The following is a 22381-nucleotide window of genomic DNA, read 5'->3' as shown; positions in this document are numbered from 1 at the left end:
GTGTGCCCGGCGCCCAGCCTTCTGTGGGCGCCGGACGCAGCAGGCTCAGCTCAGGACGGCGAGGGCGTCGATCTCGACGAGCATGTCCGGGAGCGGCAGGCCGGTGAAGACGGTGGTGCGCGACGGCAGGACGCCGCTCGGAGTCCGGGTCGACACGAAGTCGGCGTACGCCTCGTTCATCGCGCCGAAGTCGTCACGGGTGGTCAGGTAGACGCGCAGCATCACCACGTCGTCCAGGCTGCCGCCACCAGCCTTGAGGATCGCCTCGATGTTCTGCAGCACCCGGGTGGTCTGGGCCTTCACATCGCCGACGAACACGAACTCGCCGGTCGCCGGGTCGACGGACCCCTGGCCGGAGACCTGCAGGATGTTGCCCTTGCGGACACCCTGCGAGAACACCGGCATCGGGGCAGGCGCGTCAGTGGTGGAGACGGCGGTCTTGTCGGACATCAGGTCGGACCTCTCAGTTGTAGTCGGCACTGATCGCCTGGGTCGTGGCGAGCAGATCAGGCAGGAGTTCGAGCACCTGCTCATAGTTCAGCAGTACATCCGGTACGGACACCGACACGGCCCCGACCACCCGGCCGGCGTGGTCCGTGACCGGCGCACCGACGCAGTTCATGAAGGTCTCGTGTTCAGCCTTGTCCTGCGCCCAGCCGCGCGCCCGGACCGTGTCCAGCTCGTCTCGCAGCGCTTCCGCATCAGTGATCGTGTGCGGCGTGTAGGCGTGATAGTCCAGCGACGCCAACACCGCCTCACGCTGCCGCTTCGGCTGCGCCGCCAGCAGGATCTTCCCGACCGCTGTGCAATGCAGAGCCGCCGGTACGCCGACCTGCGAGTACATGCGGATATTGCGCACGCTGTCGAGCTTGTCGATGTAGATGACCTCACCGTTCTCCCAGGCCGCGAGATGAACGGTCTGGCCGGTCTTCTGGTTCAGCTCCCGCAGATGCGGTGCAGCAACTTCCCGTACGACGTGTTGCTCGCGGGCCGCATCCGCCAACGCGAACAGGCGTGAGCCCAACCGATAACGGTGCGCCTCGTCACGCCGTACAAATCGGTCTGCCTCCATCGTGCGCAGCAGCCGGAGCACAGTGGTCTTGTGGACGCCCAGCTCGGTCGCGAGCTGGTCCAGCGACCGCTCCCCCTCGCCCAGGCTGGCCAGGATCTGCAGGGCTCTCGCGAGGCTCTGACTCATAGCTTTGTCGCCGCCCACTCGTCATCAGTGGCTGCGAGCAGTCTGTCTCGTTGAGCTGCGCTCGGCGGTACGGCGTGGTCCTCCGGCACGGCGAGCACTGCTGCGGCATTCAGATGGCCGAGGCGCAGCCGCTGCTTCATCGGCAGGTCTTGCAACGTCCCAGCCAGGAAGCCGGCCGCAAACGCGTCCCCGGCTCCCACTGGTTCGACAACTTGGACGGTGAGGGCAGCGACCTCGGTACGGCGACCATCCGGCTCCAGCGCGACCGCCGTGTGCGCATCGTTCTTCACGACCAACGTGCAGCGCCCACCGAGCCGTTCATGCAGCTCAGCCGGGTCATCAGTGCCTGCGAACACCAGAGCCTCATCAGCACCGATCAGTACGACGTCGGCCGCGCGGAGCAACCGCCAGAGCGGCTCCGGGTCCTTGTCGCGCCACAGCACCGGCCGCCAGTTCAGATCGACGCTCAGCATGAAGTCGCCGCGCAGTTCGTCCAGCATCTGCGCAGTGTCGTTGGACAACGCGGCAGTGATCCCGGTGGTGTGCACGATGCGTGCATTGCTGAGCCGCTCGGACACCTCGGGCCGCTGCAGGAACGCCGGGCTCATCGCCGAGGCCGCCGAACCGGTGCGGTAGTAGTGCATCCGGGGGCGACCGTCGATCGACTCCTTCACGTACAAGGCAGTCGGCCGGTTGGCGTCGATCTCCACACCGCCGACCTCGACCCTTCGGCCGCGCAGGTCGCGCAGTACTTGGCGGCCGAATCCGTCGTCGCCCAGCCGGGACACCCAGCTGGTCGGGACGCCCAGACCGGCCAGGCCGCCAGCCACATTGCACTCCGCGCCACCCACCGACCGGCGGAACGTCTCCACGTCCTCCAGCGGCCCGGCGGCACCCGCGAGCATGATCATCGCCTCGCCGAGGCAGACCACCGCGGCAGGATCCGTCTCAGTGCGCGGGTCGGACATCTGCGCTCCTGGGGGCCGGGGTGATGGGATAGGTGTGAAACAGCGGTCGTTGACGCAACTTCGAGCGCGATGCTACAACCGTTAGGTCAGAATGTGCAATGAACGTTGCGTATTCTGCAACTACTCCCAGGGGACTCGATGTCTGCTTACGATGCCGCCGCCGTCGCCGCACTCGCCGATGAGCGGGTCAGCCGCCGCGACCGAGTGTTGCCGCCTGCCTTCTGGGGCCGGACGATCGCCGAGGTGCTGGCCGATCGCCCGCGGTTGTCCCAGTTGCCGACGCCGCTGATGACGCTGTCCGCGCCCGGGGTGCGGCACAACATCGAGACGCTGGCCGGCTGGTGCGCGCACCACGGGGTCGAGCACGCACCGCACGGCAAGACCACGATGGCTCCCGCGCTCTGGGCGCAGCAGCTGGATGCCGGCGCCTGGGCGCTCACGCTGGCCAACGTCTACCACCTCGCGGTCGCCCGGCAGTTCGGCGTCCAGCGGGTGCTGATCGCGAACTCGGTCGTCTCGCCGCTGCAGTTGCGCTGGGTCGCCGATGAACTGGCCCGTGATCCCGAGTTCGAGGTGTCGGTCTGGGCCGACTCGGTCCGCACGGTCGAGATCATGGAGGCGGCCCGGTCGGCGTACGTCGGTCCGGATGCGCGGCCGCTCGATGTCATGGTGGAGCTGGGCGCACCAGGTGGCCGGACTGGCGCCCGGGACTTCGAGACTGCCGAGGCTGTCGCCGCCGCGGTGGCTGAGGCGTCGACGTTGCGGCTGGTCGGTGTGGCCGGCTACGAGGGCGCGGTCAGCGACAGCGTCGACGAGCCGGGACTGGCCGCCGTACGGGCGTTCCTTCGAGACATGGCTGAGCTGCACTCGCGACTGGGCAAGCTGTACGACGAGGGCGTCGTACCGATCGTCACCGCGGGTGGCAGTGAGTTCTTCGAGCTGGTCGCGGAGGTGCTCGGCCCGCTGACCGATGCGCGCGTCGTGGTGCGCTCGGGCGCGTACATCTCCCACGACGACGGGCTCTACCGACGGGTGTCACCGCTCGGCCAATCACCGCGCACCGACGGCGAGCAGCTCGTCGCGGCGATGCACGGGTGGATGCGGATCACCTCGCAACCCGAGCCCGGGTTGGCGATCTTCGACGCCGGGCGCCGGGACTTCCCGGTCGATCAGGACATGCCCGAGCCGCAGTTGATCCGGCCGCGCTCGACCGGCGAACCGGTCCTGCCTGCCACGGGGATGACGGTGACCAAGCTGAACGACCAGCACGGCTATCTGCGGTTCGGCGACGAACCGGTGGTGATCGGTGACGAGCTCCGCGTCGGCCTGTCACACCCCTGTACGGCGTTCGACAAGTGGGGGCTGATCCCGGTCGTCGACGACCCGGATGCCGCCGATCCTGTCGTCGTTGACCTGATCCGGACGTACTTCTGATGGCCGTCGTGGATGCCGCGGCACCGGCCTTCGGCAGCTCAGAACGGACAGCGCCGTGACAGACCTGCTGATTACCGGCGCGACCGTCGTGGACGGCACCGGCGCGCCTGGCTTCCACGCCGACGTCGCCGTCGACGACGGGCGGGTCGTAGCCATAGGCAACGACCTGCCGGCCGCCCGGCGAACGATCGACGCCACGGGGCTGACCCTGTCCCCCGGCTTCATCGACATGCATGCGCACTCCGACCTGCAGATCCTGGCGAACCCGGATCACACCGCGAAGGTCAGCCAGGGCGTCACGCTGGAGGTCCTCGGTCAGGACGGTCTCTCGTTCGCTCCGATCGACGATCCGACCCGGGCCGCGATCCGCCGCCAGATCGCCGGCTGGAACGGCGAACCGGACGATTTCGACTTCTCCTGGTCCACGGTGGCCGGCTACCTCGACCGGCTCGACCAGGGCATCGCCTGCAACGCGGCGTACCTGGTCCCGCAGGGCACGTTGCGGATGATGGTCGTCGGCACCGAGAACCGCCCGGCCACCCCGGCGGAGCTGGCGCAGATGGTCGACCTGCTCGCCCAGGCCCTGCGCGACGGGGCGGTCGGAATGAGCAGCGGCCTCACCTACACCCCGGGGATGTTCGCGACCACCGACGAACTCGTCGAGCTGTGCCGTGTCGTCGCCCAGCACGACGGCTACTACGCCCCGCACCAGCGGTCCTACGGACAGGGCGCCCTGAGTGCGTACGGCGAGATGGTCGAGGTCGCCCGCCAGTCCGGGTGTGCACTGCACCTGACCCACGCGGTGATGAACTTCGCACCGAACCAAGGCCGGGGCGCCGACCTGATCGCGATGATCGACAAGGCCCTCGGCGACGGCCTCGACGTCACCACCGACACCTATCCTTATTTGCCTGGGGCAACCACTCTCGCGGCGACGCTGCCGAGCTGGACCGCCGAGGGCGGACCGGACGCGCAGCTGGACCGGCTGCGTGATCCGGCGACCCGCGCCCGGATCGCGCACGAGATGGAGCAGGTCGGCTCCGACGGCTGCCACGGCTGCGTGATCGAGTGGGAGACGATCGAGATCGGCGGCGTTCGCAACCCCGCGCTCGGTGACGCGGTCGGCCGGACGGTGGCCGCGATGGCCGCCGACAGCGGGAAGCGGGCGACCGACGTCTTCTTCGACCTGCTGATCGCGGACGACCTGGGCACCTCGATCCTGCAGCACGTCGGGCACGAGGAGAACGTGCGGGCGATCATGCAGCACCAGAGCCACACCGGCGGCTCCGACGCGATCCTCGTCGGCGGCAAACCGCACCCCCGCTCGTGGGGCACCTTCCCGCGCTACCTGGGCCGGTACGTCCGGGAGCTCGGCGTCCTCGAGCTGGCCGACTGCATCCACCACCTCACGGGTCGCGCGGCCCGGCGGCTGCGGCTGACCGACCGCGGGCTGGTCCGGGTCGGCTACCACGCTGACCTGGTGCTCTTCGACGCGGCGACCGTCCACGACACCGCGACCTTCGACAACCCCCGGCAGCAGGCCGAAGGCATCCCCTACGTCTTCGTCAACGGTGTTCCCGTCATCGACGACGGCCATCGGACCGATGACCTGCCCGGCCGGGCCATTCGCCGTACTGATGTGTGAAAGGACCTCGATATGACCACCCTGGACCTGCTGCGAGCCGACCGCGTGCTGACTGTCGTCAGGGCGCCGGAGATCGCCGATGCCCGGGACCTCTGCGCTGCCCTGGTGGCCGGTGGTATCCACGTCGTGGAGCTCACCTACACCACCCCGGACCTGCCCCGGCACTTGGAGCGCGCAGCGTCGACCGCTAGCGAGACCGGTGCCGTAGTCGGTGCCGGGACGGTGCAGACGGGACAGCAGGCGCAGCAGGCGATTGACGCGGGAGCGCAGTTCCTGGTGACACCTGGTCAAGGCCTGGAGGCAGCCGCGATCGCCGAGGCTGCGCGGGCGGCCGGCGTACCGGTGGTGCTCGGCGCGTTCACTCCGTCCGAGGTGATGACGGCGCTGGCGCTGGGGTCGGCCGCGGTCAAGATCTTCCCGGCCCACCAGCTCGGGCCGAAGTACTTCAAGGATCTGAACGGACCATTCCCCGGCGTCCCGCTGATCCCGTCCGGTGGCATCAATGCCGGGAACGCCCGCGACTACCTGGACGCCGGTGCGCTGGCCGTCAGCGCCGGCACCGATGTGGTCTCCCCCGCCGATGTCGCCGCCTCCGCCTGGAGCGTCATCACCGGCAAGGCGAAGGCCTTCGTGGCCGCGATCAGTTGACGTTGATGCTGCCATAGCTGGTCCGCAGGAAGAGGTGGTGCGTCGCGGCCGGATCATTGACGGGAAGGATGTCCGTCGACCCCTGCGCCGAGACCGCATCGATGGTGTACGTCGTGGTCTGCGGAACCCGGAGGTCGATCGACCCGTCACTGGCGATCGCCGTCACCTGCTCGGGTGGGTCGTCGAACTGCATCGTCACCGAACCTCGGCGGCCGTCGACCGAGACCTGTTGACTGCGGATGCGGTTCATCGTCACCGATCCGCCGTCGGTGTCGGCCTTCAGCTTCCCCGCGAGACCGGAGAGGTCGAGTGAGGCTCCCTGAGTCTTGGCCTGCACGGCGGTGGCAGCCGGGACCTCAACCGTGAGCTCGAGCTCGCAATGCGCACCCGGACAGGCGATCCGGATGTCCAGTACGCCGTCGACAGTCCGGGTCTCGATCTCCGGTCGCTTTGCCGCGTAGGTCCCACTGACGGCGATGCGGACCTGACTGTTCGCGCTGCCGATCACCTGGGTCGGGATGGTCGAGAAGATCCGCACTCCTTGCGGGCCGGCCGCCGAGGTCGCCGCGTAGTCGAACGGCAGCTTGCCGCGAATCGTCGCGACCGTGACCGCCGCGCCTCCGATCACCAGCAGGAGGAGCGGCACCACGCCGATCAGCAGCATCCGTCGCTGCGCAGTCGTCAGTGTCATCAGCTGCCCAGGAACCTCAGGACGGCCAGCACCCTGCGGTGCTCGCCCTCGGTGGTCGGCAACCGCAGCTTCTGGAAGATGCTGCTGATGTGTTTCTCCACGGCGCCCTCACCGACCACGAGCGCCTGGGCGATCCCGGTGTTCGACTTGCCCTCGGCCATCACCCGCAGCACCTCTTGCTCCCGCGGGCTCAACGCGGCCAGCGGATCCGCCTTCCGAGTCCGCACCAAGAGCTGCGAGATCACCTCCGGGTCCAAAGCCGCACCACCAGCCGCCACGCGACGCAGGCCGTCGAGGAACTGGTCCACATCCGCCACCCGGTCCTTGAGTAGGTAGCCGACGCCGCCCGGGTTCCCGCCGATCAACTCGCTCGCATACCGCTCCTCGACGTACTGAGACAGGACCAGCACGCCGGTCTGCGGATACTGCTCGCGCAGCACCAAGGCAGCCCGCAGTCCCTCGTCGGTGAAGGTCGGTGGCATCCGCACGTCGACCACGCAGACATCCGGACGGTGCTGAGCAACAGCCTTCAGCAGCTCGTCCCCATCACCGACGGCCGCCACCACCGTGCACTCCTGCTCTTCCAGCAGCCGCACGATGCCCTCACGCAGCAGCACCGAGTCCTCGGCAATGACCACCCGCAAGCTGTTCCCCTCCGATGCCACCACAGTTGGTTCACTCATGTGCACGGCACCTCCGCGGTGAGGACAGTGGGACCGCCCACTGGGCTGGTCAGGCTGAGCCTGCCGTCCACACCGGCCACCCGGTCCGCCAGGCCCTGCAGTCCGGTACCGCCGTCCGGCTGGGCGCCGCCGCGACCGTCGTCGGTCACCTCGACCCGGAGCACGTCGCCGACGCGGGTGATCCTGACCTCGGCCTGCGCCGCAGCGGCATGCTTGGCAACGTTCGTCAGCGCCTCGGTGACGACGAAGTAGGCAATCGACTCGATGGTGAGCGACGGACGTGGATCGACCTCCACCGACACCCGGACCGGCACCGGCGAGCGCGCCGCAACCGCTGAGATCGCCGCGTCCAGCCCACGGTCGGTCAGGATCGGCGGATGCAGACCGCGGGTCAGATCCCGGATCTCCGCGATCGCCTGCAACGCCTCGGAGTGCGCGTCCTCGATCAGTGCTCGCACCCCGGGATCCGTATCCCCCAGCCGGTTCTTCGCCCGCCCCAAAGTCATCGCCAGCGAGACCAGCCGTTGCTGGGCGCCGTCGTGCAGGTCACGCTCCATGCGCCGCCGCTCGGCCTCGGCCGAATCGACGACCTGTTGCCGGCTCGTCACCAGCCGGCTGACGCGCTCGGTCAGGGCGCCGGTCTCGTCGCCGCCCAGATAGATCCGCGCCAGGTGCCCGTCCAGCATCGATGCGGTCCGCATCAGCACCGGCGACACGAAGACCAGCAACAGCAGCCCTATCAGCGCCGCGGCCATCGCCTCGTGACCGGTGCTGACCACGAACGGACCGAACTGGGCCTGTCGCGCGGCGAACTTCGAGAAGAAGAACGGCAAGGTGATCAGCACCGGCGGGACCGACCAGGCGAAGACGATCAGCAGCAACCAGAAGGTTGCTGCTGGCAACAGCAGGACGTAGTACAGGAACTGTCGCCACAGGCCCGGATCGGTGATGGCCCGGCGGGCGTCGGCGATCCGGCTGCCGGACGGCTCGGGTCGCACCAGCGGCAGCACCTCCTGACCACGGGTGATCCGCGCCCGGGCCCGCTCCCACTTCGCCAGCGCATAGACCACCTTGGAAGCAGCACGCGTCAACGGGATCCCGAGGTAGGCCAGCGGCCACCCGAGCAGGGCGACGCAGACCGCGACCAGCGCGAGCACGCCGGAGGTGAGCACCACAACGCTGTCACCGAGCAGGTGGATCGTCGCCAGCCACAGATACGGCGAGCGCCACAGCCGCCACGGCCGCCCGGGAACCGGACTCGCGATCGTCGTCACCGAACCACCTCCCGTGTCTGTGCGGATCCGTTGCGAGCACCAACCTACGTGCCTGCCGAGGGCATCGATATGAGGACAACCCCCGGATCGACTTCGGGTTAACCCCACCTCCGATTCGTGGGTTGTCCTCAATGTGCGGGCGGCGCCACCACGGAACGCTGGAAGCCATGACGACGACACTCCCGCAGGCTCCCTTGACACAGCCCGGCCGGCACCCGCTGAGCGTGCAACTCGGCGATGCCATCGACGATCGCGTCGCCGAGGCGCTGGACGACTACATCGCCGAAGGCCGCCTCGACGGCCGGATCCGCGCGCGGCGCTCCCCCGGCGGTCTGGCCGCGACGGTAGCCGCCGGGGTCGCGGCCGTGCTGCTGCCCTGGTGCCTGATCCTCGCGGCCACCCTGCCGAGCACCTACCAGGCCAGCAACTGGAAGCTCACCTGGATCGGCCTCGACGCGGCGACCGCGATCACCGCCGGTCTGACGGCGTACCTACTGCACACCCGCAATAGATACGCCGTCCTGACCGCGATGGCTGCCGGGACGCTCCTGCTGGCCGATGCCTGGTTCGACATCAGCACCGCCGGGGCCGGTTTCGATCGCACGCTCTCACTGGCCGAGGGGATCCTCCTGGAGATCCCGCTGGCCGTGTGCGCCTTCGTGGTCGCCGCCCGTCAGCTACGGCGCTAGCCGATCAACTCGAGGACGGGTCCCTCATGAAGCGCTCGGTAGACCTTGTCGCGCAACAGGTTCGCCTCGGCATCGGTCAGCGTCCGGTCGACCGGACGAAGGACCAGCCTGACCAGGAGGTTCCGTTGTCCAGGAGTGAGCTGCAGCCGCTCGCGCGCCGCCGGAGGCAGCTCGTCGTACGTCGTCTCTCCCAGGACATCCAGCGACTCGGCCGCATCCGCGTCCGGGCCGAGCGCATCGCGCACCTTGTCGCCGAGAACCTCGGGCGACACCTCCGCCTCCGCGCTCACCACGACCGACAGGTCCCGGCGGACCGGTGGCATCGTCGACACCGATCGGTAGGGCGACAGATCGAGCATCTGGCCGGCCACCCGTGGATCCGTCGACCGGAGCAACCGGATGTCATGGATGCCCTTGCGCAGCATCAGGAGCCGGTCGAGTCCCGGTCCCATCGCGAGGCCGGTCCAGCCGTCGTCCAGGCCGGCCTTGCGCAGGACCTCCGGCGCGGCCACCCCACATTCACCGATCTCGATCCACTGATCGTCGAGCAGGACATCGATCTGCCGCCCATGGGTCGTGTAGGGATGCACGGCAGGCACCGCGCGGTAGGTCTGGCCAGGCAGCACGGTCTCGACCAGCCGGGCGATCATGTCCTCGAGTTCGGGTTCGCCGAGGCTGACGTTGCGGCTGATCCGCCAGAGGTCGAGCTGATGTGGTGTGCCGGTGTGCTGCCAGTCCACCGAATCCCGGCGGTAGCAGATGCCGGCACAGACCATCAGCACATCGGAGGCGTCCGAGCCGGCGAGCTCACGCAGCGCCGGCGGGATCATCGCCGAGGTGTGGCTGCGCAGCACCTCGGTCTCCGAGGCATAGCGGGTGTAGCGAGCCTCGCGGGTCACCGCACCAGCGGCGTACCCGAGGTTGTCGTAGTTGTCGGCCAGGCTGACCACCGGATGGTCGCGCCGGGTCCAGATCTCCGTGTAGGGCCAGGCAGCGCCCAGCGCCGTGCGGATCGAGTCGACGATCAGCTGGACGGCATGAGGTCCCTGGGCGGGATCGGTGAGATCGCGCAGGGACAGGGCAGAGTGCAGTTCCTCGAGGGTGAGGACGGGCATGAGGTCTCTCCAAAGGGTGACGTCTCGACAGGGGGTCTTCACACACCCCGGTCGGCCACGGTCACCTCAGGAGAGAGCGCAGCAGCAGCTCACCCCGTCGGCACCGTTGTGCCGGCCGGGGCGCAGAAATCGCCGCCCGTACTGCGTCATGCCGCCAGTCTACAGACCCGCGGACCACCACGCCCGGAATTGCCCTCGCCCTTGCCTAACGAGTCAAAGTCTTTTAGGTTGTTAGGTGAGAGGTGATACCGATGGCCTATCAGCCGGAACTGATCGGCGGCCACCTAGCTCTGGACCTGCTAAACACCGTCTCTTGGCGGCTCGACCCCACCCGCATCGTCGACCGGATCGCGACCCCCGAGGCGCTGACGATCTGGACCGCGGCGGTCGGCCTCGGCGGAGAACCCGCGTCGTACGAGCGGGTCGCCGCTGTGCGAGAGGTTGTGTACGACGTCGTTCTGCCGATCGCGCGCGGGCTGGCCCCCGGAGATCTGCACGAGCTGCAGAGGCTGATGGTGGTCGCGTTGGAGAGGGCGACACCCGCTGGACTGCGGCCTTTGGACTGGCCGGGCGTTGATGCCGTGGACGAGTTGGTGTTGGCGGCCGGGCGACTGCTGGAGCGCGAGGACCTGAGCAGGCTGCGCGAATGCCAGGACGGTGACTGTGGCTGGTTGTTCCTCGACCGGAGCAAGAACGCGTCCCGGCGGTGGTGCAGTTCGGGCGATTGCGGGAACCGGGCCAGGGCCAAGCGGCACTATCAGCGGACTCGGATCGGGAGCGAAGCATGAGAGCCCCCGCTGCATTACGGGACCGGCGACAGGAGTTCTTCGAGGGCATGCGCCTGGGCATCGGGCCCGGTGCCGCGACGTTCGTGCTGGCGTTGAGCTTCGGCGCCGAAGCCGTCGCGCGGGACTGGGGATTCGGGCTGCCGATTCTGTTCTCGATGTTCGCGTGGTCAGGGTCGGCGCAGTTCGCGTTGCTGACCTCGTTCGCCAGTGGATCGGCAGTCGTCGCGGTGACGTCGGCCGTGCTGATCAATGCCCGGTACCTGATGATGAGCCTCGCGCTCAACGACAGCCTGCGCGGCGGCAGGTTCTCCCGCGCACTGCAGGCCCAAGCGCTCTGTGACGCCTCGTTTGTCGTTGCCCATGGCACCAAAGGCGGCTACGACATCGTCCGGCTCGTCGGAGCGAGCGTCCCGCAATGGTTCCTCTGGGCCGCCGGTACGGCGGTCGGCGCGCTGACCGCGCCTTCGCCCGACCTGATGCATCACCTGGGTCTGGATGTCGCGTTCCCGGCGTTCTTCGTGATCCTCGCGCTCGACGAATTGCGTCGCTCGAAGCGCGCCTTGGCGGCCGGTCTCCTCGGGGCCACGATCGCCGCTGGGCTGCTGTTCATCACCACCCCCAGCTACGCGTTGCTGGGAGCGATCGCCGGGGCTCTCCTCGGCGTACTCCCCGACAGCGCAGTCCCCGAAGAGGAGGGTGAGCAGGCATGAAGCTCTGGTTGTCCGCACTCGTCGTCACTGTGATCAGTTGGCTGATGAAGGCGAGCGCACCGCTCGCCATCGGCGGTCGCAAACTGCCACCGACCGTGCTCAGGCTGACTGCCCTCACCGCCCCGGTCCTGCTGGCCGGCCTGATCATCACCGAGTTGGGCGGCGAACACTGGCAGGAGTTCGACTGGACGAAGGTGCTCGGTGTCGGCGTTGCCGGCGGGCTGTGCTTGGCCAAGGTGCCGATGCTGCTGGCCGTCGGTGGCGGCATCGTCGTCACTGCCCTGATCCGGCTCGCCGTGCAGTAGCGATCAGCTCCGCAGCGATCAGTCAGTAGCGGCCAGACGACGGAAAACGCGACTGTTGCTCCCGCAGTGCGGATGCGACGATGGGCCGCATGCGATGGATCGACTCGTTGGAAGCCGCGGCCGCCGAGAAGCTGCCTGAGGCCGTGCACCGCTACTACCGGCAGGGCTCGGCCGGCGGGATCAGCGTCGGGGAGGCGGTCGCGGCCTGGTCGGCGTACCGGTTCCGGCCGCGGGTCCTGCAGGACGTGTCGGCGGTCCAGCTCGGTACGACGGTGCTCGGGTCGCCGGTCAGCTCGCCGGTGCTCGTCGCGCCGTCGACCCTGCAGCGGCTGGCCGATCCCGACGGCGAGATCGCGATGGCGAACGGCGTCCGCGAAGCCGGCTCGTTGCTGGGTGTCTCCAGCAACGCCGGGACACGGTTCGCCGACATCGGAGCCACGGGGGTCCCGTGGTGGCTGCAGATCTACATCGTGCGGAACCGCAGCATCACCGAGCAGATGCTGGACGCCGCCGTCGCTGGTGGCGCCAAGGCGATCGTGCTCACCGTCGACACCCCGGTGGTCGGCCGCAAGGAGGACGACGGCCCGGTGGTCTGGTCGTACGTGCAGCCCGGTCAGCTGCGTATCAACGTACCCGAAGGCGACTGGACCGACGCCGACCTCGACAAGGCCGACGACCTGACGCCCGACGTGATCGGCTGGCTGACCGAGCGGACCGGCCTCCCGGTGGTCGTGAAGGGCGTCCTGCGCGGCGACGACGCCAAGCGGATCTCCGACGCAGGGGCGGCGGGCATCATCGTCTCCAACCACGGCGGCCGCCAGCTCGACGGCTCGATCCCCACCGCCCAGGCACTCCCCGAGGTCGCCGAAGCCCTGGCCGGCACCAGCACCGAGCTGTACGTCGACGGCGGCATCCGCCGCGGTGAACACATCCTCGCCGCGCTCGCTCTCGGCGCCCGCGCCGTCTTCGTCGGCCGCCCCGCACTCTGGGCTCTCTCCGTGGACGGCCAAGCCGGAGTCACTCGCCTCCTCACCGACCTCACCACAGAGCTCGAGCACTGCCTCCAACTCGTCGGCGTCCCCAACCCCGCCGCCCTGACCCCCGACCTACTGGCACCTCGCCACTAGCATCGATCAGGCGAAGTGACTCGTCAGCGCCGGTACGAGCTCTGCTGCATGGGACGCCGGAAGCGAATGGTGAGTCGCCTCCTCAATGTGTACGACGTGACCTCCGGCCGCAGCCGCTCGGGTGGCAAGCGCCCGTGGATCATGAGCCTTGCTGCGGTCGGCGACGATCACCAGTAGCTCCGCTTGCAGGCCGGCGAGATCCGCGACGGACGGGCGGCGCGGACGTACGGGAGAGGCAGCCGGCTGTACGGCGGCCAATCCGGCGAGGTGAAGCCATGCCGGGTCAACGTCGACGCCCTGGATCTCCCAGCGCAGAAAGGCCTCCGACCGAGCCTCGGACGGTCGAAGCAGCAGCGGCAGCGCCTTGGCGACATAGCGAACGCTCGGCCGGGTGAAGCAGTCCGTGGGATCGATCAGCGCAAGCCGGTCGACCCGATCCGGAGCCGCCAGTGCATACGTGAGGGCGAGCCAAGCGCCGTACGAATGTCCGATGAAGCTCGCCCGCTCAGCTCCGAGCCCGGTCAGGACGTCGGACAGCCAGCCGACGAGATCCGCCGTCGTCTTCGGGCGCGGACCGCTGAGCGTGCTGCGTCCGGCGTCGCCGATCAGGTCGATCGCGTAGACCCGATGGGTCCGCGCCAGCGCGGTCGCGACCGTCCGCCAGACTGCGGAGGTCGCCCCATGCCCCGCCAGTAGAACCAGCGGCGCGGCGTCCGGCGATCCGCAGGCATTGACCGCGGTGATGCCGAACTTCCCCGCCAGCTCGAGCCGCTCCACCGGGACTCCCCAGCGGGCGAACAGTTCGTCGTACGCGCGATCGAAAGCGCTCATCGCCGCAGAGTAGCCCAAACGCAGCAAGGCCCCGGGAGACCCCGGGGCCTTGCTGTTCGTTGGCTACCTGAAGATCAGGCGTCCGCGGTCTCACCGAGGAGGTTGCGGGTGGCGTTCGGGTCCACCGGGACACCGGGGCCCATGGTGGTCGAGAACACCGTCTTGCGGATGTAGCGGCCCTTGGAGCTGGCCGGCTTCAGCCGCAGGATCTCCTCGAGCGCGGCGCTGTAGTTCTCCACCAGCTGGGCCTCGTCGAACGACGCCTTGCCGATGATGAAGTGCAGGTTCGCGTGCCGGTCGACCCGGAACTCGATCTTGCCGCCCTTGATGTCCGTGACGGCCTTGGTGACGTCCGGGGTGACCGTGCCGGTCTTCGGGTTCGGCATCAGGCCACGCGGGCCGAGGACGCGACCGAGGCGGCCGACCTTGCCCATCAGGTCAGGGGTGGCGACGACGGCGTCGAAGTCCAGCCAGCCGTCGGTCACCTTCTTGATCAGGTCGTCGTCACCGACGTAGTCGGCGCCGGCGGCCTTCGCGGCCTCGGCCTTGTCACCGGTGGCGAAGACGAGGACCCGTGCCGTCTTGCCGGTACCGTGCGGAAGGTTGACGGTGCCGCGCACCATCTGGTCGGCCTTACGGGGGTCGACCCCGAGGCGCATCGCGACGTCCACGGTCGAGTTCAGCTTCTTGCCCGCGCCGGCCTCCTTGGCCAGCCGGACCGCCTCGAGCGGGGAGTACAGGTGATCCTGATCGATCTTGTCCGCGATCGCGCGGTATGCCTTGCTGCGCACTGCCATTGCTGTTTCCTCTCTGGGATGTGGTCTCCGGGCGGCGCTACGCCCTGCCACAACTACTCGTCGTGCTGGTGGTGCCGGGGCGCTCAGGCCTCGACGGTCACACCCATGGAACGGGCGGTGCCCTCGATGATCTTCATCGCGGCGTCGATGTCACGGGCGTTCAGGTCCGGCATCTTGGTGGTGGCGATCTCGCGGACCTGGTCCTTGGTGATCTTGCCGACCTTGTCCTTGTGCGGGACGGCCGAGCCCTTCTGCAGACCGGCGGCCTTCTTGATCATCTCCGGCGCCGGCGGCGTCTTGGTGACGAACGTGAAGGAACGGTCTTCGTAGATGGTGATCTCGACCGGGACCACGTTGCCACGCATGGATTCCGTCTGGGCGTTGTACGCCTTGCAGAACTCCATGATGTTGACACCGTGCGGGCCGAGCGCCGTACCGACCGGCGGGGCGGGCGTCGCTGCGCCGGCCTGGAGCTGCACCTTGACCAGGGCAGCGATCTTCTTCTTGGGAGGCATTCTGTCGGGTCCTTAGACTTTCTGGATCTGGTTGAAGCTGAGTTCCACCGGGGTCTCCCGGCCGAAGATCTCCACCAGCGCCTTGATCCGCTGTGCGTCGGCATTGATCTCCGTGATCGTGGCGTGCAGGGTCGCGAACGGCCCGTCCACCACCATGACCGAGTCGCCGACCCCGAAGTCGGCCACCTCGACCTTCTTCTTGGCCGCCGTCTTGGCGGGTGCGGCACCTGCTTCGGCTGCCGCCGCCTCGGCCGCCGCAACGACGGCCGGAGCGAGCATCTTCTCGACCTCTTCGAGGCTGAGCGGGACCGGCTTCTGGCTGTTGCCGACGAAACCGGTGACCGACGGCGTGTGCCGCACGGTCGACCAGGACTCGTCGGTCAGATCCATCCGGACCAGGACATAACCAGGGAGGACGGTGCGCTTGACCATCTTGCGCTGACCGTTCTTGATCTCGGCGACCTCTTCGGTCGGCACGACGATCTCGAAGATGTAGTCCTCCATGTTCAGGGAGTTGATCCGGTTCTCAAGGTTGCCCTTGACCCGGTTCTCCATCCCTGAATACGTGTGTACGACGTACCAGTCGCCGATCTGCGAGCGCAGCCGGCCGCGCAGCTCCTCGAGCGGGTCGCCCGGCTCCGCCGGCTCCTCGTCCTCGTCGTCGGCCACTGCCGCGGCAGCTGCCGCCAGGGCGTCGTCGTCGGCGTCGTCGTCAGCGCTCGAGAAGACCACCGCGTCGACGGCCGGCTCGGCCTCGGTGCTGTCGTCGAGGGTGGTCTCCGCAGTCTCGTCGGCCAGCTCCTCGGCGGCGTCCTCGACATCGGTCTGGGTCACGACCTCGGCGTCCTCGGACTCGTCCGCGGCGGCGACCACCACGACCGGCTCCTCGTCGGAGTCGTCGGTCTCGGCGGGGCCGTCCTCGGCCTCGTCGTCGGCGGAGTACTCCGGCACCTCGGCGACGACCTCGTCGGTCTCGTCGTCGGAGTCCTCGTCGTCGATACCGGCGAACGGGTCGTCGTCATCGTCGGCGAACAGGTCGTCGTCGTCCTCGACGACGGCCGCCTCGTCGAAGTCGAGATCGAGGTCGTCGTCGGAGTCGGATACGTCGAACTCGTCCTCGAGCTCAAGGACCTCGTCGTCGCGCTCTGACACGTCGTACTCCGTCATCTGTGGATCGGTTCTGGATCTGGCGTCGGGAACGGGCCGTGACCCGGCTCCCCGGCCTTGCGTGGGCGGTGTCGGCCTCAGCCGAAGATCTTGAGTACTGCCCAGCCGAAGGCGAGGTCGAGGACCGAGACGATCGCGATGACGAACACCACGAAGGTCAGCACCACCACGAAGTAGGTGGACAGCTGCTTGCGGGTGGGCCAGACGACCTTGCGGAGCTCGGCGACCACCTGGCGGTAGAAACGCAGCAGGCCTCTGCCTTGCTTGCCTTCCGCAGGCTTACCGGCGCCGGACGGTGCCGGGGTGCGCGTCTCCGTCACGACCTACCTCTTTCGCTAGCGGCGGCCTGACCGGCCCTGCGCCGGTCAGGATGTGCAGGGCACGAGGGACTTGAACCCCCAACCTTCGGTTTTGGAGACCGATGCTCTGCCAGTTGAGCTAGTGCCCTCTGCAATCCATCCGGACGCCGCACAGGACCTGAACTCGGGCATGCCGAGTCAGGGCCATCAACGCCCGGACTAGAAGAGTGTACGGGTTCGGAGCCACCTGGTCGAACTCGGCCTGTCGGCGTCGCTCTGCCCTGCTCCTTGCCCGCACAGCCCCCGAACCGGGCGCCGTACCGCGACCAGAACCATACAGCCTGCACTCGGGCACAACGGACCGCACCCCCTGTGTGTTCCCCGGATCACACCCGTCCGGGTCCCGATATTTCCGGCGACCGCCGCGCGGGGTCCTGCCAGGATGGCGCCATGAGTTCCAGGATCTCGGCGCGGATCGGCGCCATCAGCGAATCGGCAACCCTGGCGGTGGACAGCAAGGCCAAGGCGCTCAAGGCCGCCGGCCGCCCCGTGATCGGCTTCGGCGCGGGCGAGCCGGACTTCCCCACGCCGGACTACATCGTCGAGGCCGCTGTCGAGGCCGCCCGGGATCCGAAGAACCACCGCTACAGCCCGGCCGGCGGCCTGCCGGAGCTCAAGCAGGCGATCGTCGACAAGACCAAGCGCGACTCCGGGTACGAGATCGAGGCCGCGCAGGTCCTGGTGACCAACGGTGGCAAGCACGCGGTCTACAACACGTTCGCGACGCTGCTCGACCCCGGTGACGAGGTGCTGCTGCCGGCGCCGTACTGGACGACGTACCCGGAGGCGATCCTGCTGGCCGGCGGTGTGCCGGTGGAGGTGCTCGCCGACGAGTCACAGGACTATCTGGTCACCGTCGAGCAGTTGGAGGCGGCCAGGACCGAGAAGACCAAGGCGCTGCTGTTCTGCTCACCGTCCAACCCGACCGGCGCGGTCGACAGCCGGGAGTCGATCGAGGCGATCGGCCGCTGGGCGCTCGAGCACGACATCTGGGTGATCACCGACGAGATCTACGAGCACCTGACGTACGACGGCGTGGAGTCGACGTCGATCCCGGTCGTCGTACCGGAGCTGGCCGACCGGACCGTCGTACTGAACGGGGTCGCCAAGACCTATGCGATGACCGGCTGGCGGGTCGGCTGGATGATCGGCCCCAAGGACGTCATCAAGGCCGCCACCAACCTCCAGTCGCACCAGACGTCGAACGTCGGGAACATCGCTCAGCGGGCCGCCATCGCCGCGCTCACCAACGACCTGAGCGCGGTCGAGGAGATGAAGGTCGCCTTCGACCGCCGTCGCCGCACCATGGTCCGGCTGCTGAACGAGATCCCCGGTGTCGAGTGCCCGACCCCGACCGGCGCGTTCTACGCCTACCCGTCGGTCAAAGGCCTGCTGGGCAAGGAGATCGGCGACCGTACGGCGACCACGTCCGCGGAACTGGCCGAGATCATCCTGGACGAGGCGGAGGTGGCCGTCGTACCGGGTGAGGCTTTCGGTGCGCCCGGCTACCTGCGGTTGTCCTATGCGCTCAGCGACGAGGACCTGGCCGAGGGCATCAGCCGCATGACGAAGCTGCTGAGCTGATTCGCCCGGGTTCCTGCCCGCCTGGATTTCACCGGGCGGGTAGGGACTCTGTAACCTTCGGTAATGACGCAGCGTGACCTGCGGGTGCTGCCCAAGGCGCATCTGCATCTCCACTTCTCCGGCTCGATGCGGCATCTGACGCTGGTCGAGCTCGCGGACAAGCACGGGGTCCGGCTGCCGGACGCGTTGCGCACCGAATGGCCGCCGGATCTGTCCGCGGCCGACGAGCGGGGCTGGTTCCGGTTCCAGCGGCTCTACGACATCGCACGGTCGGTGCTGCGCACAGAGGACGATGTACGGCGTCTGGTCCGCGAAGCGGCCGAGGACGACCGCGCGGACGGTTCCCGCTGGCTGGAGATCCAGGTCGACCCGTCGGGGTATGCGGGCCGCTTCCACGGCATCACCGAGTTCACCGACCTCGTGCTCGACGCGGCCCGCGACGCAGCGGCGTCCACCGGCATCTCGGTGCAGGTGATCATCGCCGCCAACCGCACCCGGCACCCACTGGACGCCCGCATCCTGGCCCGCCTCGCCGCGCAGTACGTGGGACGCGGCGTGGTCGGCTTCGGCCTCTCGAACGATGAGCGCCGCGGTACGACGTCGGAGTTCGCCCCTGCCTTCCGCATCGCCCGCAACGCCGGTCTGCTCGCAGCGCCGCACGGCGGCGAGCTGTGCGGCCCGGCCACAGTTCGCACCTGCCTCGACGAGCTCGGCGCCGGCCGCATCGGCCACGGCGTGCGCTCTGTCGAGGACCCAGAGCTCCTCAAGCGCGTTGTGGATGCTCAGGTAGCCCTTGAGGTCTGTCCGGCCTCCAACGTCTCCCTGGGTGTCTACCGGCACCCCGAGGACGTTCCCCTCCGCCGCCTCTACGAGGCCGGCGCTCGCATCGCCCTCGGCGCCGACGACCCGCTGCTCTTCGGCTCGCGCCTCGCCGAGCAGTACGAGACCGCCCGCACCGTGCACGCCTTCACCGACGAGGAACTGGCCGACCTCGCCCGCTCCTCGATCCTCGCCGCCACCGCTCCCCCAGACGTCCAGAAGACCCTGCTCGCCGACATCGACGACTGGCTAACCACCCCCGCCACAGTCCCGTCGTACTAGTGGTGACCTACCTGGCCCGCCACGGCCAGACCGAGTGGAACCTCGCCGGCCGCCGCCAAGGCCGGCTGGACTCACCGCTGACCGCATTGGGCGTCCACCAAGCACAGCGCAATGCCGAACTGCTGAAGCACGAACACATCGACGCGATCTACAGCAGCCCGCTCGGCCGCGCGCAGCGAACCGCCGGCATCATCGGCGATGTGCTCGGCGTTCCCGCGCAGGTGCTGCCGGATCTCGCGGAGCTCGACCACGGCGACTGGTCCGGTCTGACCTCGGCGGAGCTCGACGCCGACTGGCCTGAGGAACGTGCCGCCCGGGCGCTGTCGAAGTACACCTATCCGTTTCCCGGTGGCGAGAGCTACGCCGATGCCGACGTACGGATCGCCCGGGCACTGGGTGCGATCGACTCTTCGCGACCGTTGATCGTCTCCCACGAGATGGTCGGACGGCTGCTGGTACGGCGATTGGCGGGGCTGACCGTGGACGCGGCGATGCGGCGCGATCACCCGTCGGACGTGGTGTTCCGGGTAGCCGACGACGGCCGGATCGATCGCTTGGAAAGTGCCGGAAAAATGCTTCGTGGGTTCGGGTTCAGGGCATTGTGAGGGGTGCAGGCGGCGGCCAAGATTGCCGCATGACGGCTACCAAGATCTTGCTTCCCGAGGACGAGCTGCCGACGCGGTGGTACAACGTGTTGCACGACCTGCCGACGCCACCACCTGCGGTGCTGCATCCGGGGACGGGGCAGCCGGTCGGGCCGGAGGATCTGGCGCCGTTGTTCCCGATGGACCTGATCATGCAAGAGGTGTCCCAGGAGCAGTACGTCGACATCCCCGGTGAGGTGCTCGATGTGTACCGGTTGTGGCGGCCGAGTCCGCTGTACCGGGCGCACCGGTTGGAGAAGGCGCTCGATACGCCGGCCCGGATCTACTACAAGTACGAGGGCGTTTCGCCGGCCGGGTCGCACAAGCCGAACACCGCGGTGCCGCAGGCGTACTACAACGCCAAGTCCGGCGTCCGGAAGCTGACCACCGAGACCGGGGCCGGTCAGTGGGGGACGGCGTTGGCCTTTGCCTGCGCGCAGTTCGGGCTCGAGTGCGAGGTCTGGCAGGTGCGGGCGTCGTACGACCAGAAGCCGTACCGGCGGGCGATGATGGAGGTGTTCGGGGCGACCGTGCACCCGAGTCCGTCCGACCTGACCGAGGCCGGCCGGAAGATCCTCGCCGAGCATCCGGACTCGACGGGTTCGCTCGGGATCGCGATCAGCGAGGCGGTCGAGGCCGCTGTGCAGTCACCCGACATCCATTACGCGCTCGGCTCGGTGCTCAACCACGTGCTGCTGCACCAGACGATCATCGGCGAGGAGGCGCTGATCCAGCTCGCGATGGTCGGCGAGACTCCGGACCTGCTGGTCGGCTGCACCGGTGGCGGGTCGAACTTCGGCGGCCTGGCCTTCCCGTTCCTCCGGGAGAAATGGGCCGGCCGGATGTCACCGGTGGTCCGCGCGGTCGAGCCGGCCGCCTGCCCGTCACTGACCCAGGGCACCTACGCCTACGACTTCGGTGACACGATCGGCATGACCCCGCTGATGAAGATGCACACGCTCGGCCATGACTTCGTCCCGGACCCGATCCACGCCGGCGGCCTGCGGTACCACGGGATGAGCCCGCTGGTCAGCCACCTCTACGAGACCGGCGAGATCGAAGCCGTCGCCAAACCCCAGTCGGAGTGCTTCGCAGCCGGCATCCAGTTCGCCCGCACCGAAGGCATCGTCCCCGCCCCTGAGCCCACCCACGCCCTCGCGGCCGCCATCGAGGAAGCCCTGCTCTGCAAGGAGTCCGGCGAGGAGAAGGTCATCCTCACCGCACTCTGCGGCCACGGCCACCTCGACCTCGCCGCGTACGACGCCTATCTCAGCGGCGCCATGACGGATCGCAGCTGGGGCGACGCGGACACCCAGGCGGCCGTCGCCCAAGCACTCAGCCGCCTCCCCGCCATCAGCTAGCTGCCGCGCTTCCACCAAGGCTTGGGCTGCTTGCCCACCGCCGTCAGCCAGTCAGCCGGCACAGCCCAGCCCTTGGCCTGGATCGCATCGAAGTACGCCACCTTCAAGCTCTCCGGCAACCAGTAGGTCGCCCGGACCCGACCCGACACCTCGAAGTACGTCGTTCGCCGCCCCTCGCCCCAGACCGTGGCCAGGTTCGCGCAGTGCGCCAGCCGGACGTAGTCCCACCGCGCCTGCGGATCCGCCATGTCGTACTCGCGCTCCGTCGACCGGAAGAGCCCCTTCGCCACGGGCTCCGCCTCGATCTCCTCGATCAGTCCCTGCACCAGGGCCCGGTCGTCGGTCATGTCGTCCGGCAGCCGCAACCCCACCGGATCCAGCACCACCGGCCCCAACCACGGCCGGCCCACCTCCAGGAAGACCTCCAGCAGGGCGAACCCTTCCTCACCCCGCCCGAACCGTCCCAGTTCAGCCCGCAACGTCGTCACAGCTTCTTCGGCCACCCCACGAGCCTATTTCACGCAGGGAAGCCCTCATCTGCCCCGGGATGCCCCGCGGGTTCACGCTCAGCAGCCGGCCGGGCTGCCCCGAAATGCCCCGACACCTCGACGGAGCGTCCGCTTTTTCGGCCAGGACCGCATTTCTATCGATGCAGATCGGGGCATCCCGGGGCATTCCGGGGCATCGCGGGGCAGATCGTCTCCAGCCGTCCTTTCCGTCGTTGCAGAGAGTGTTCGCAGACCTACA

The 22381-nt window shown here is 68.5% G+C and carries 25 protein-coding genes and 1 tRNA gene; 12 read left to right on the top strand and 14 right to left on the bottom strand.

What is annotated here, in order from left to right; translation table 11 throughout:
- Positions 1–45: 45 nt before the first annotated feature.
- Genes ACIA49_RS09930 through ACIA49_RS09920 form a run of 3 tightly spaced genes read right to left on the bottom strand, consistent with a single transcriptional unit; the run spans position 46 to position 2166 of the window.
- A complete protein-coding gene (locus ACIA49_RS09930; RefSeq protein WP_396376755.1) occupies positions 46–450 on the bottom strand; it encodes a RidA family protein in 405 nt (134 codons plus the stop codon).
- Between the two features lie 13 nt (positions 451–463).
- Entirely contained in the window at positions 464–1198 is a 735-nt protein-coding gene (locus ACIA49_RS09925) for an IclR family transcriptional regulator (protein WP_396376754.1), read from the bottom strand.
- Positions 1195–2166, bottom strand: coding sequence for a sugar kinase (locus ACIA49_RS09920; RefSeq protein ID WP_396376753.1), 972 nt, complete (start codon positions 2164–2166; stop codon positions 1195–1197). The genes ACIA49_RS09925 and ACIA49_RS09920 overlap by 4 nt, the downstream gene beginning before the upstream one ends.
- A 138-nt stretch (positions 2167–2304) precedes the next feature.
- On the opposite strand from ACIA49_RS09920, the gene ACIA49_RS09915 reads away from it, so the two are divergent.
- From ACIA49_RS09915 to ACIA49_RS09905, 3 genes are read left to right on the top strand one after another with little or no spacing between them, the layout of a single operon-like run.
- Positions 2305–3600, top strand: coding sequence for an alanine racemase (locus ACIA49_RS09915; RefSeq protein WP_396376752.1), 1296 nt, complete (start codon positions 2305–2307; stop codon positions 3598–3600).
- Between the two features lie 55 nt (positions 3601–3655).
- On the top strand, positions 3656–5245 hold the full coding sequence (locus tag ACIA49_RS09910; protein ID WP_396376751.1) for an amidohydrolase family protein: 1590 nt from the start codon (positions 3656–3658) through the stop codon (positions 5243–5245).
- Positions 5246–5257: 12 nt separating this feature from the next.
- Positions 5258–5893 carry a bifunctional 4-hydroxy-2-oxoglutarate aldolase/2-dehydro-3-deoxy-phosphogluconate aldolase gene (locus ACIA49_RS09905; RefSeq protein WP_396376750.1) on the top strand — a complete coding sequence of 212 codons (636 nt, stop codon included), beginning with the start codon at positions 5258–5260 and terminating at the stop codon, positions 5891–5893.
- Here the strand turns inward: ACIA49_RS09905 and ACIA49_RS09900 are convergent.
- From ACIA49_RS09900 to ACIA49_RS09890, 3 genes are read right to left on the bottom strand one after another with little or no spacing between them, the layout of a single operon-like run.
- A complete protein-coding gene (locus ACIA49_RS09900; RefSeq protein ID WP_396376749.1) occupies positions 5886–6584 on the bottom strand; it encodes a DUF4097 family beta strand repeat-containing protein in 699 nt (232 codons plus the stop codon). The genes ACIA49_RS09905 and ACIA49_RS09900 overlap by 8 nt on opposite strands.
- Positions 6584–7228 (bottom strand): response regulator, encoded by a 645-nt coding sequence (locus ACIA49_RS09895; protein WP_391541536.1) that lies wholly within the window; start codon positions 7226–7228, stop codon positions 6584–6586. Before ACIA49_RS09895 ends, ACIA49_RS09900 begins: the two co-directional genes overlap by 1 nt.
- Before the next feature lie 35 nt (positions 7229–7263).
- Positions 7264–8541 (bottom strand): sensor domain-containing protein, encoded by a 1278-nt coding sequence (locus ACIA49_RS09890; protein ID WP_396376748.1) that lies wholly within the window; start codon positions 8539–8541, stop codon positions 7264–7266.
- Positions 8542–8708: 167 nt separating this feature from the next.
- On the opposite strand from ACIA49_RS09890, the gene ACIA49_RS09885 reads away from it, so the two are divergent.
- Positions 8709–9230, top strand: a complete 522-nt coding sequence (locus ACIA49_RS09885) for a hypothetical protein (RefSeq protein WP_396376747.1) — start codon at positions 8709–8711, stop codon at positions 9228–9230.
- Here ACIA49_RS09885 and ACIA49_RS09880 read toward each other — a convergent pair.
- Positions 9227–10345: a hypothetical protein gene (locus ACIA49_RS09880; RefSeq protein WP_396376746.1), complete on the bottom strand. Its 1119-nt coding sequence runs from the start codon at positions 10343–10345 to the stop codon at positions 9227–9229. The two genes, ACIA49_RS09885 and ACIA49_RS09880, sit on opposite strands and share 4 nt — an antisense overlap.
- Before the next feature lie 251 nt (positions 10346–10596).
- On the opposite strand from ACIA49_RS09880, the gene ACIA49_RS09875 reads away from it, so the two are divergent.
- The 4 genes from ACIA49_RS09875 (at position 10597) to ACIA49_RS09860 (ending at position 13275) form a co-directional block, all read left to right on the top strand.
- On the top strand, positions 10597–11133 hold the full coding sequence (locus tag ACIA49_RS09875; RefSeq protein ID WP_396376745.1) for a CGNR zinc finger domain-containing protein: 537 nt from the start codon (positions 10597–10599) through the stop codon (positions 11131–11133).
- Positions 11130–11843, top strand: coding sequence for an AzlC family ABC transporter permease (locus ACIA49_RS09870; protein WP_396376744.1), 714 nt, complete (start codon positions 11130–11132; stop codon positions 11841–11843). The genes ACIA49_RS09875 and ACIA49_RS09870 overlap by 4 nt, the downstream gene beginning before the upstream one ends.
- Positions 11840–12148: an AzlD domain-containing protein gene (locus ACIA49_RS09865; protein ID WP_391541354.1), complete on the top strand. Its 309-nt coding sequence runs from the start codon at positions 11840–11842 to the stop codon at positions 12146–12148. Before ACIA49_RS09870 ends, ACIA49_RS09865 begins: the two co-directional genes overlap by 4 nt.
- Before the next feature lie 89 nt (positions 12149–12237).
- Positions 12238–13275 carry an alpha-hydroxy acid oxidase gene (locus tag ACIA49_RS09860; protein ID WP_396376743.1) on the top strand — a complete coding sequence of 346 codons (1038 nt, stop codon included), beginning with the start codon at positions 12238–12240 and terminating at the stop codon, positions 13273–13275.
- Positions 13276–13281: 6 nt separating this feature from the next.
- On the opposite strand, the gene ACIA49_RS09855 is transcribed toward ACIA49_RS09860, so the two are convergent.
- From ACIA49_RS09855 to ACIA49_RS09830, 6 genes are all read right to left on the bottom strand, one after another.
- Positions 13282–14106: an alpha/beta fold hydrolase gene (locus ACIA49_RS09855; RefSeq protein ID WP_396376742.1), complete on the bottom strand. Its 825-nt coding sequence runs from the start codon at positions 14104–14106 to the stop codon at positions 13282–13284.
- Between the two features lie 74 nt (positions 14107–14180).
- Entirely contained in the window at positions 14181–14903 is a 723-nt protein-coding gene (gene rplA, locus ACIA49_RS09850; protein ID WP_396376741.1) for a 50S ribosomal protein L1, read from the bottom strand.
- An 83-nt stretch (positions 14904–14986) separates the two neighbouring features.
- Positions 14987–15418 carry a 50S ribosomal protein L11 gene (rplK, locus tag ACIA49_RS09845; RefSeq protein ID WP_132411459.1) on the bottom strand — a complete coding sequence of 144 codons (432 nt, stop codon included), beginning with the start codon at positions 15416–15418 and terminating at the stop codon, positions 14987–14989.
- Between the two features lie 12 nt (positions 15419–15430).
- A complete protein-coding gene (gene nusG, locus ACIA49_RS09840) occupies positions 15431–16294 on the bottom strand; it encodes a transcription termination/antitermination protein NusG (RefSeq protein WP_396377180.1) in 864 nt (287 codons plus the stop codon).
- Between the two features lie 368 nt (positions 16295–16662).
- Entirely contained in the window at positions 16663–16905 is a 243-nt protein-coding gene (gene secE, locus ACIA49_RS09835; RefSeq protein ID WP_132175403.1) for a preprotein translocase subunit SecE, read from the bottom strand.
- 55 nt (positions 16906–16960) lie between these two features.
- Positions 16961–17033: transfer RNA gene (locus ACIA49_RS09830), tRNA-Trp, on the bottom strand.
- Between the two features lie 301 nt (positions 17034–17334).
- On the opposite strand from ACIA49_RS09830, the gene ACIA49_RS09825 reads away from it, so the two are divergent.
- The 4 genes from ACIA49_RS09825 (at position 17335) to ACIA49_RS09810 (ending at position 21634) form a co-directional block, all read left to right on the top strand.
- Positions 17335–18528 (top strand): pyridoxal phosphate-dependent aminotransferase, encoded by a 1194-nt coding sequence (locus tag ACIA49_RS09825; protein ID WP_396376740.1) that lies wholly within the window; start codon positions 17335–17337, stop codon positions 18526–18528.
- A 63-nt stretch (positions 18529–18591) separates the two neighbouring features.
- Complete coding sequence (locus tag ACIA49_RS09820; RefSeq protein ID WP_396376739.1) at positions 18592–19629, top strand: adenosine deaminase; 1038 nt, start codon at positions 18592–18594, stop codon at positions 19627–19629.
- Positions 19629–20234 carry a histidine phosphatase family protein gene (locus ACIA49_RS09815; RefSeq protein WP_396376738.1) on the top strand — a complete coding sequence of 202 codons (606 nt, stop codon included), beginning with the start codon at positions 19629–19631 and terminating at the stop codon, positions 20232–20234. The genes ACIA49_RS09820 and ACIA49_RS09815 overlap by 1 nt, the downstream gene beginning before the upstream one ends.
- 29 nt (positions 20235–20263) lie before the next feature.
- The gene (locus tag ACIA49_RS09810) at positions 20264–21634 is read left to right on the top strand and encodes a TrpB-like pyridoxal phosphate-dependent enzyme (protein ID WP_396376737.1); all 1371 of its coding nucleotides are present in this window, start codon (positions 20264–20266) and stop codon (positions 21632–21634) included.
- On the opposite strand, the gene ACIA49_RS09805 is transcribed toward ACIA49_RS09810, so the two are convergent.
- A complete protein-coding gene (locus tag ACIA49_RS09805; protein ID WP_396376736.1) occupies positions 21631–22137 on the bottom strand; it encodes a hypothetical protein in 507 nt (168 codons plus the stop codon). The genes ACIA49_RS09810 and ACIA49_RS09805 overlap by 4 nt on opposite strands.
- Positions 22138–22381 lie beyond the last annotated feature (244 nt).

Origin of the sequence: Kribbella sp. NPDC051587, assembly GCF_044453945.1 — a bacterium.
In the GTDB taxonomy this organism is placed as follows: Bacteria; Actinomycetota; Actinomycetes; order Propionibacteriales; family Kribbellaceae; genus Kribbella.
This window is presented reverse-complemented; position numbering and strand designations above follow the sequence as displayed.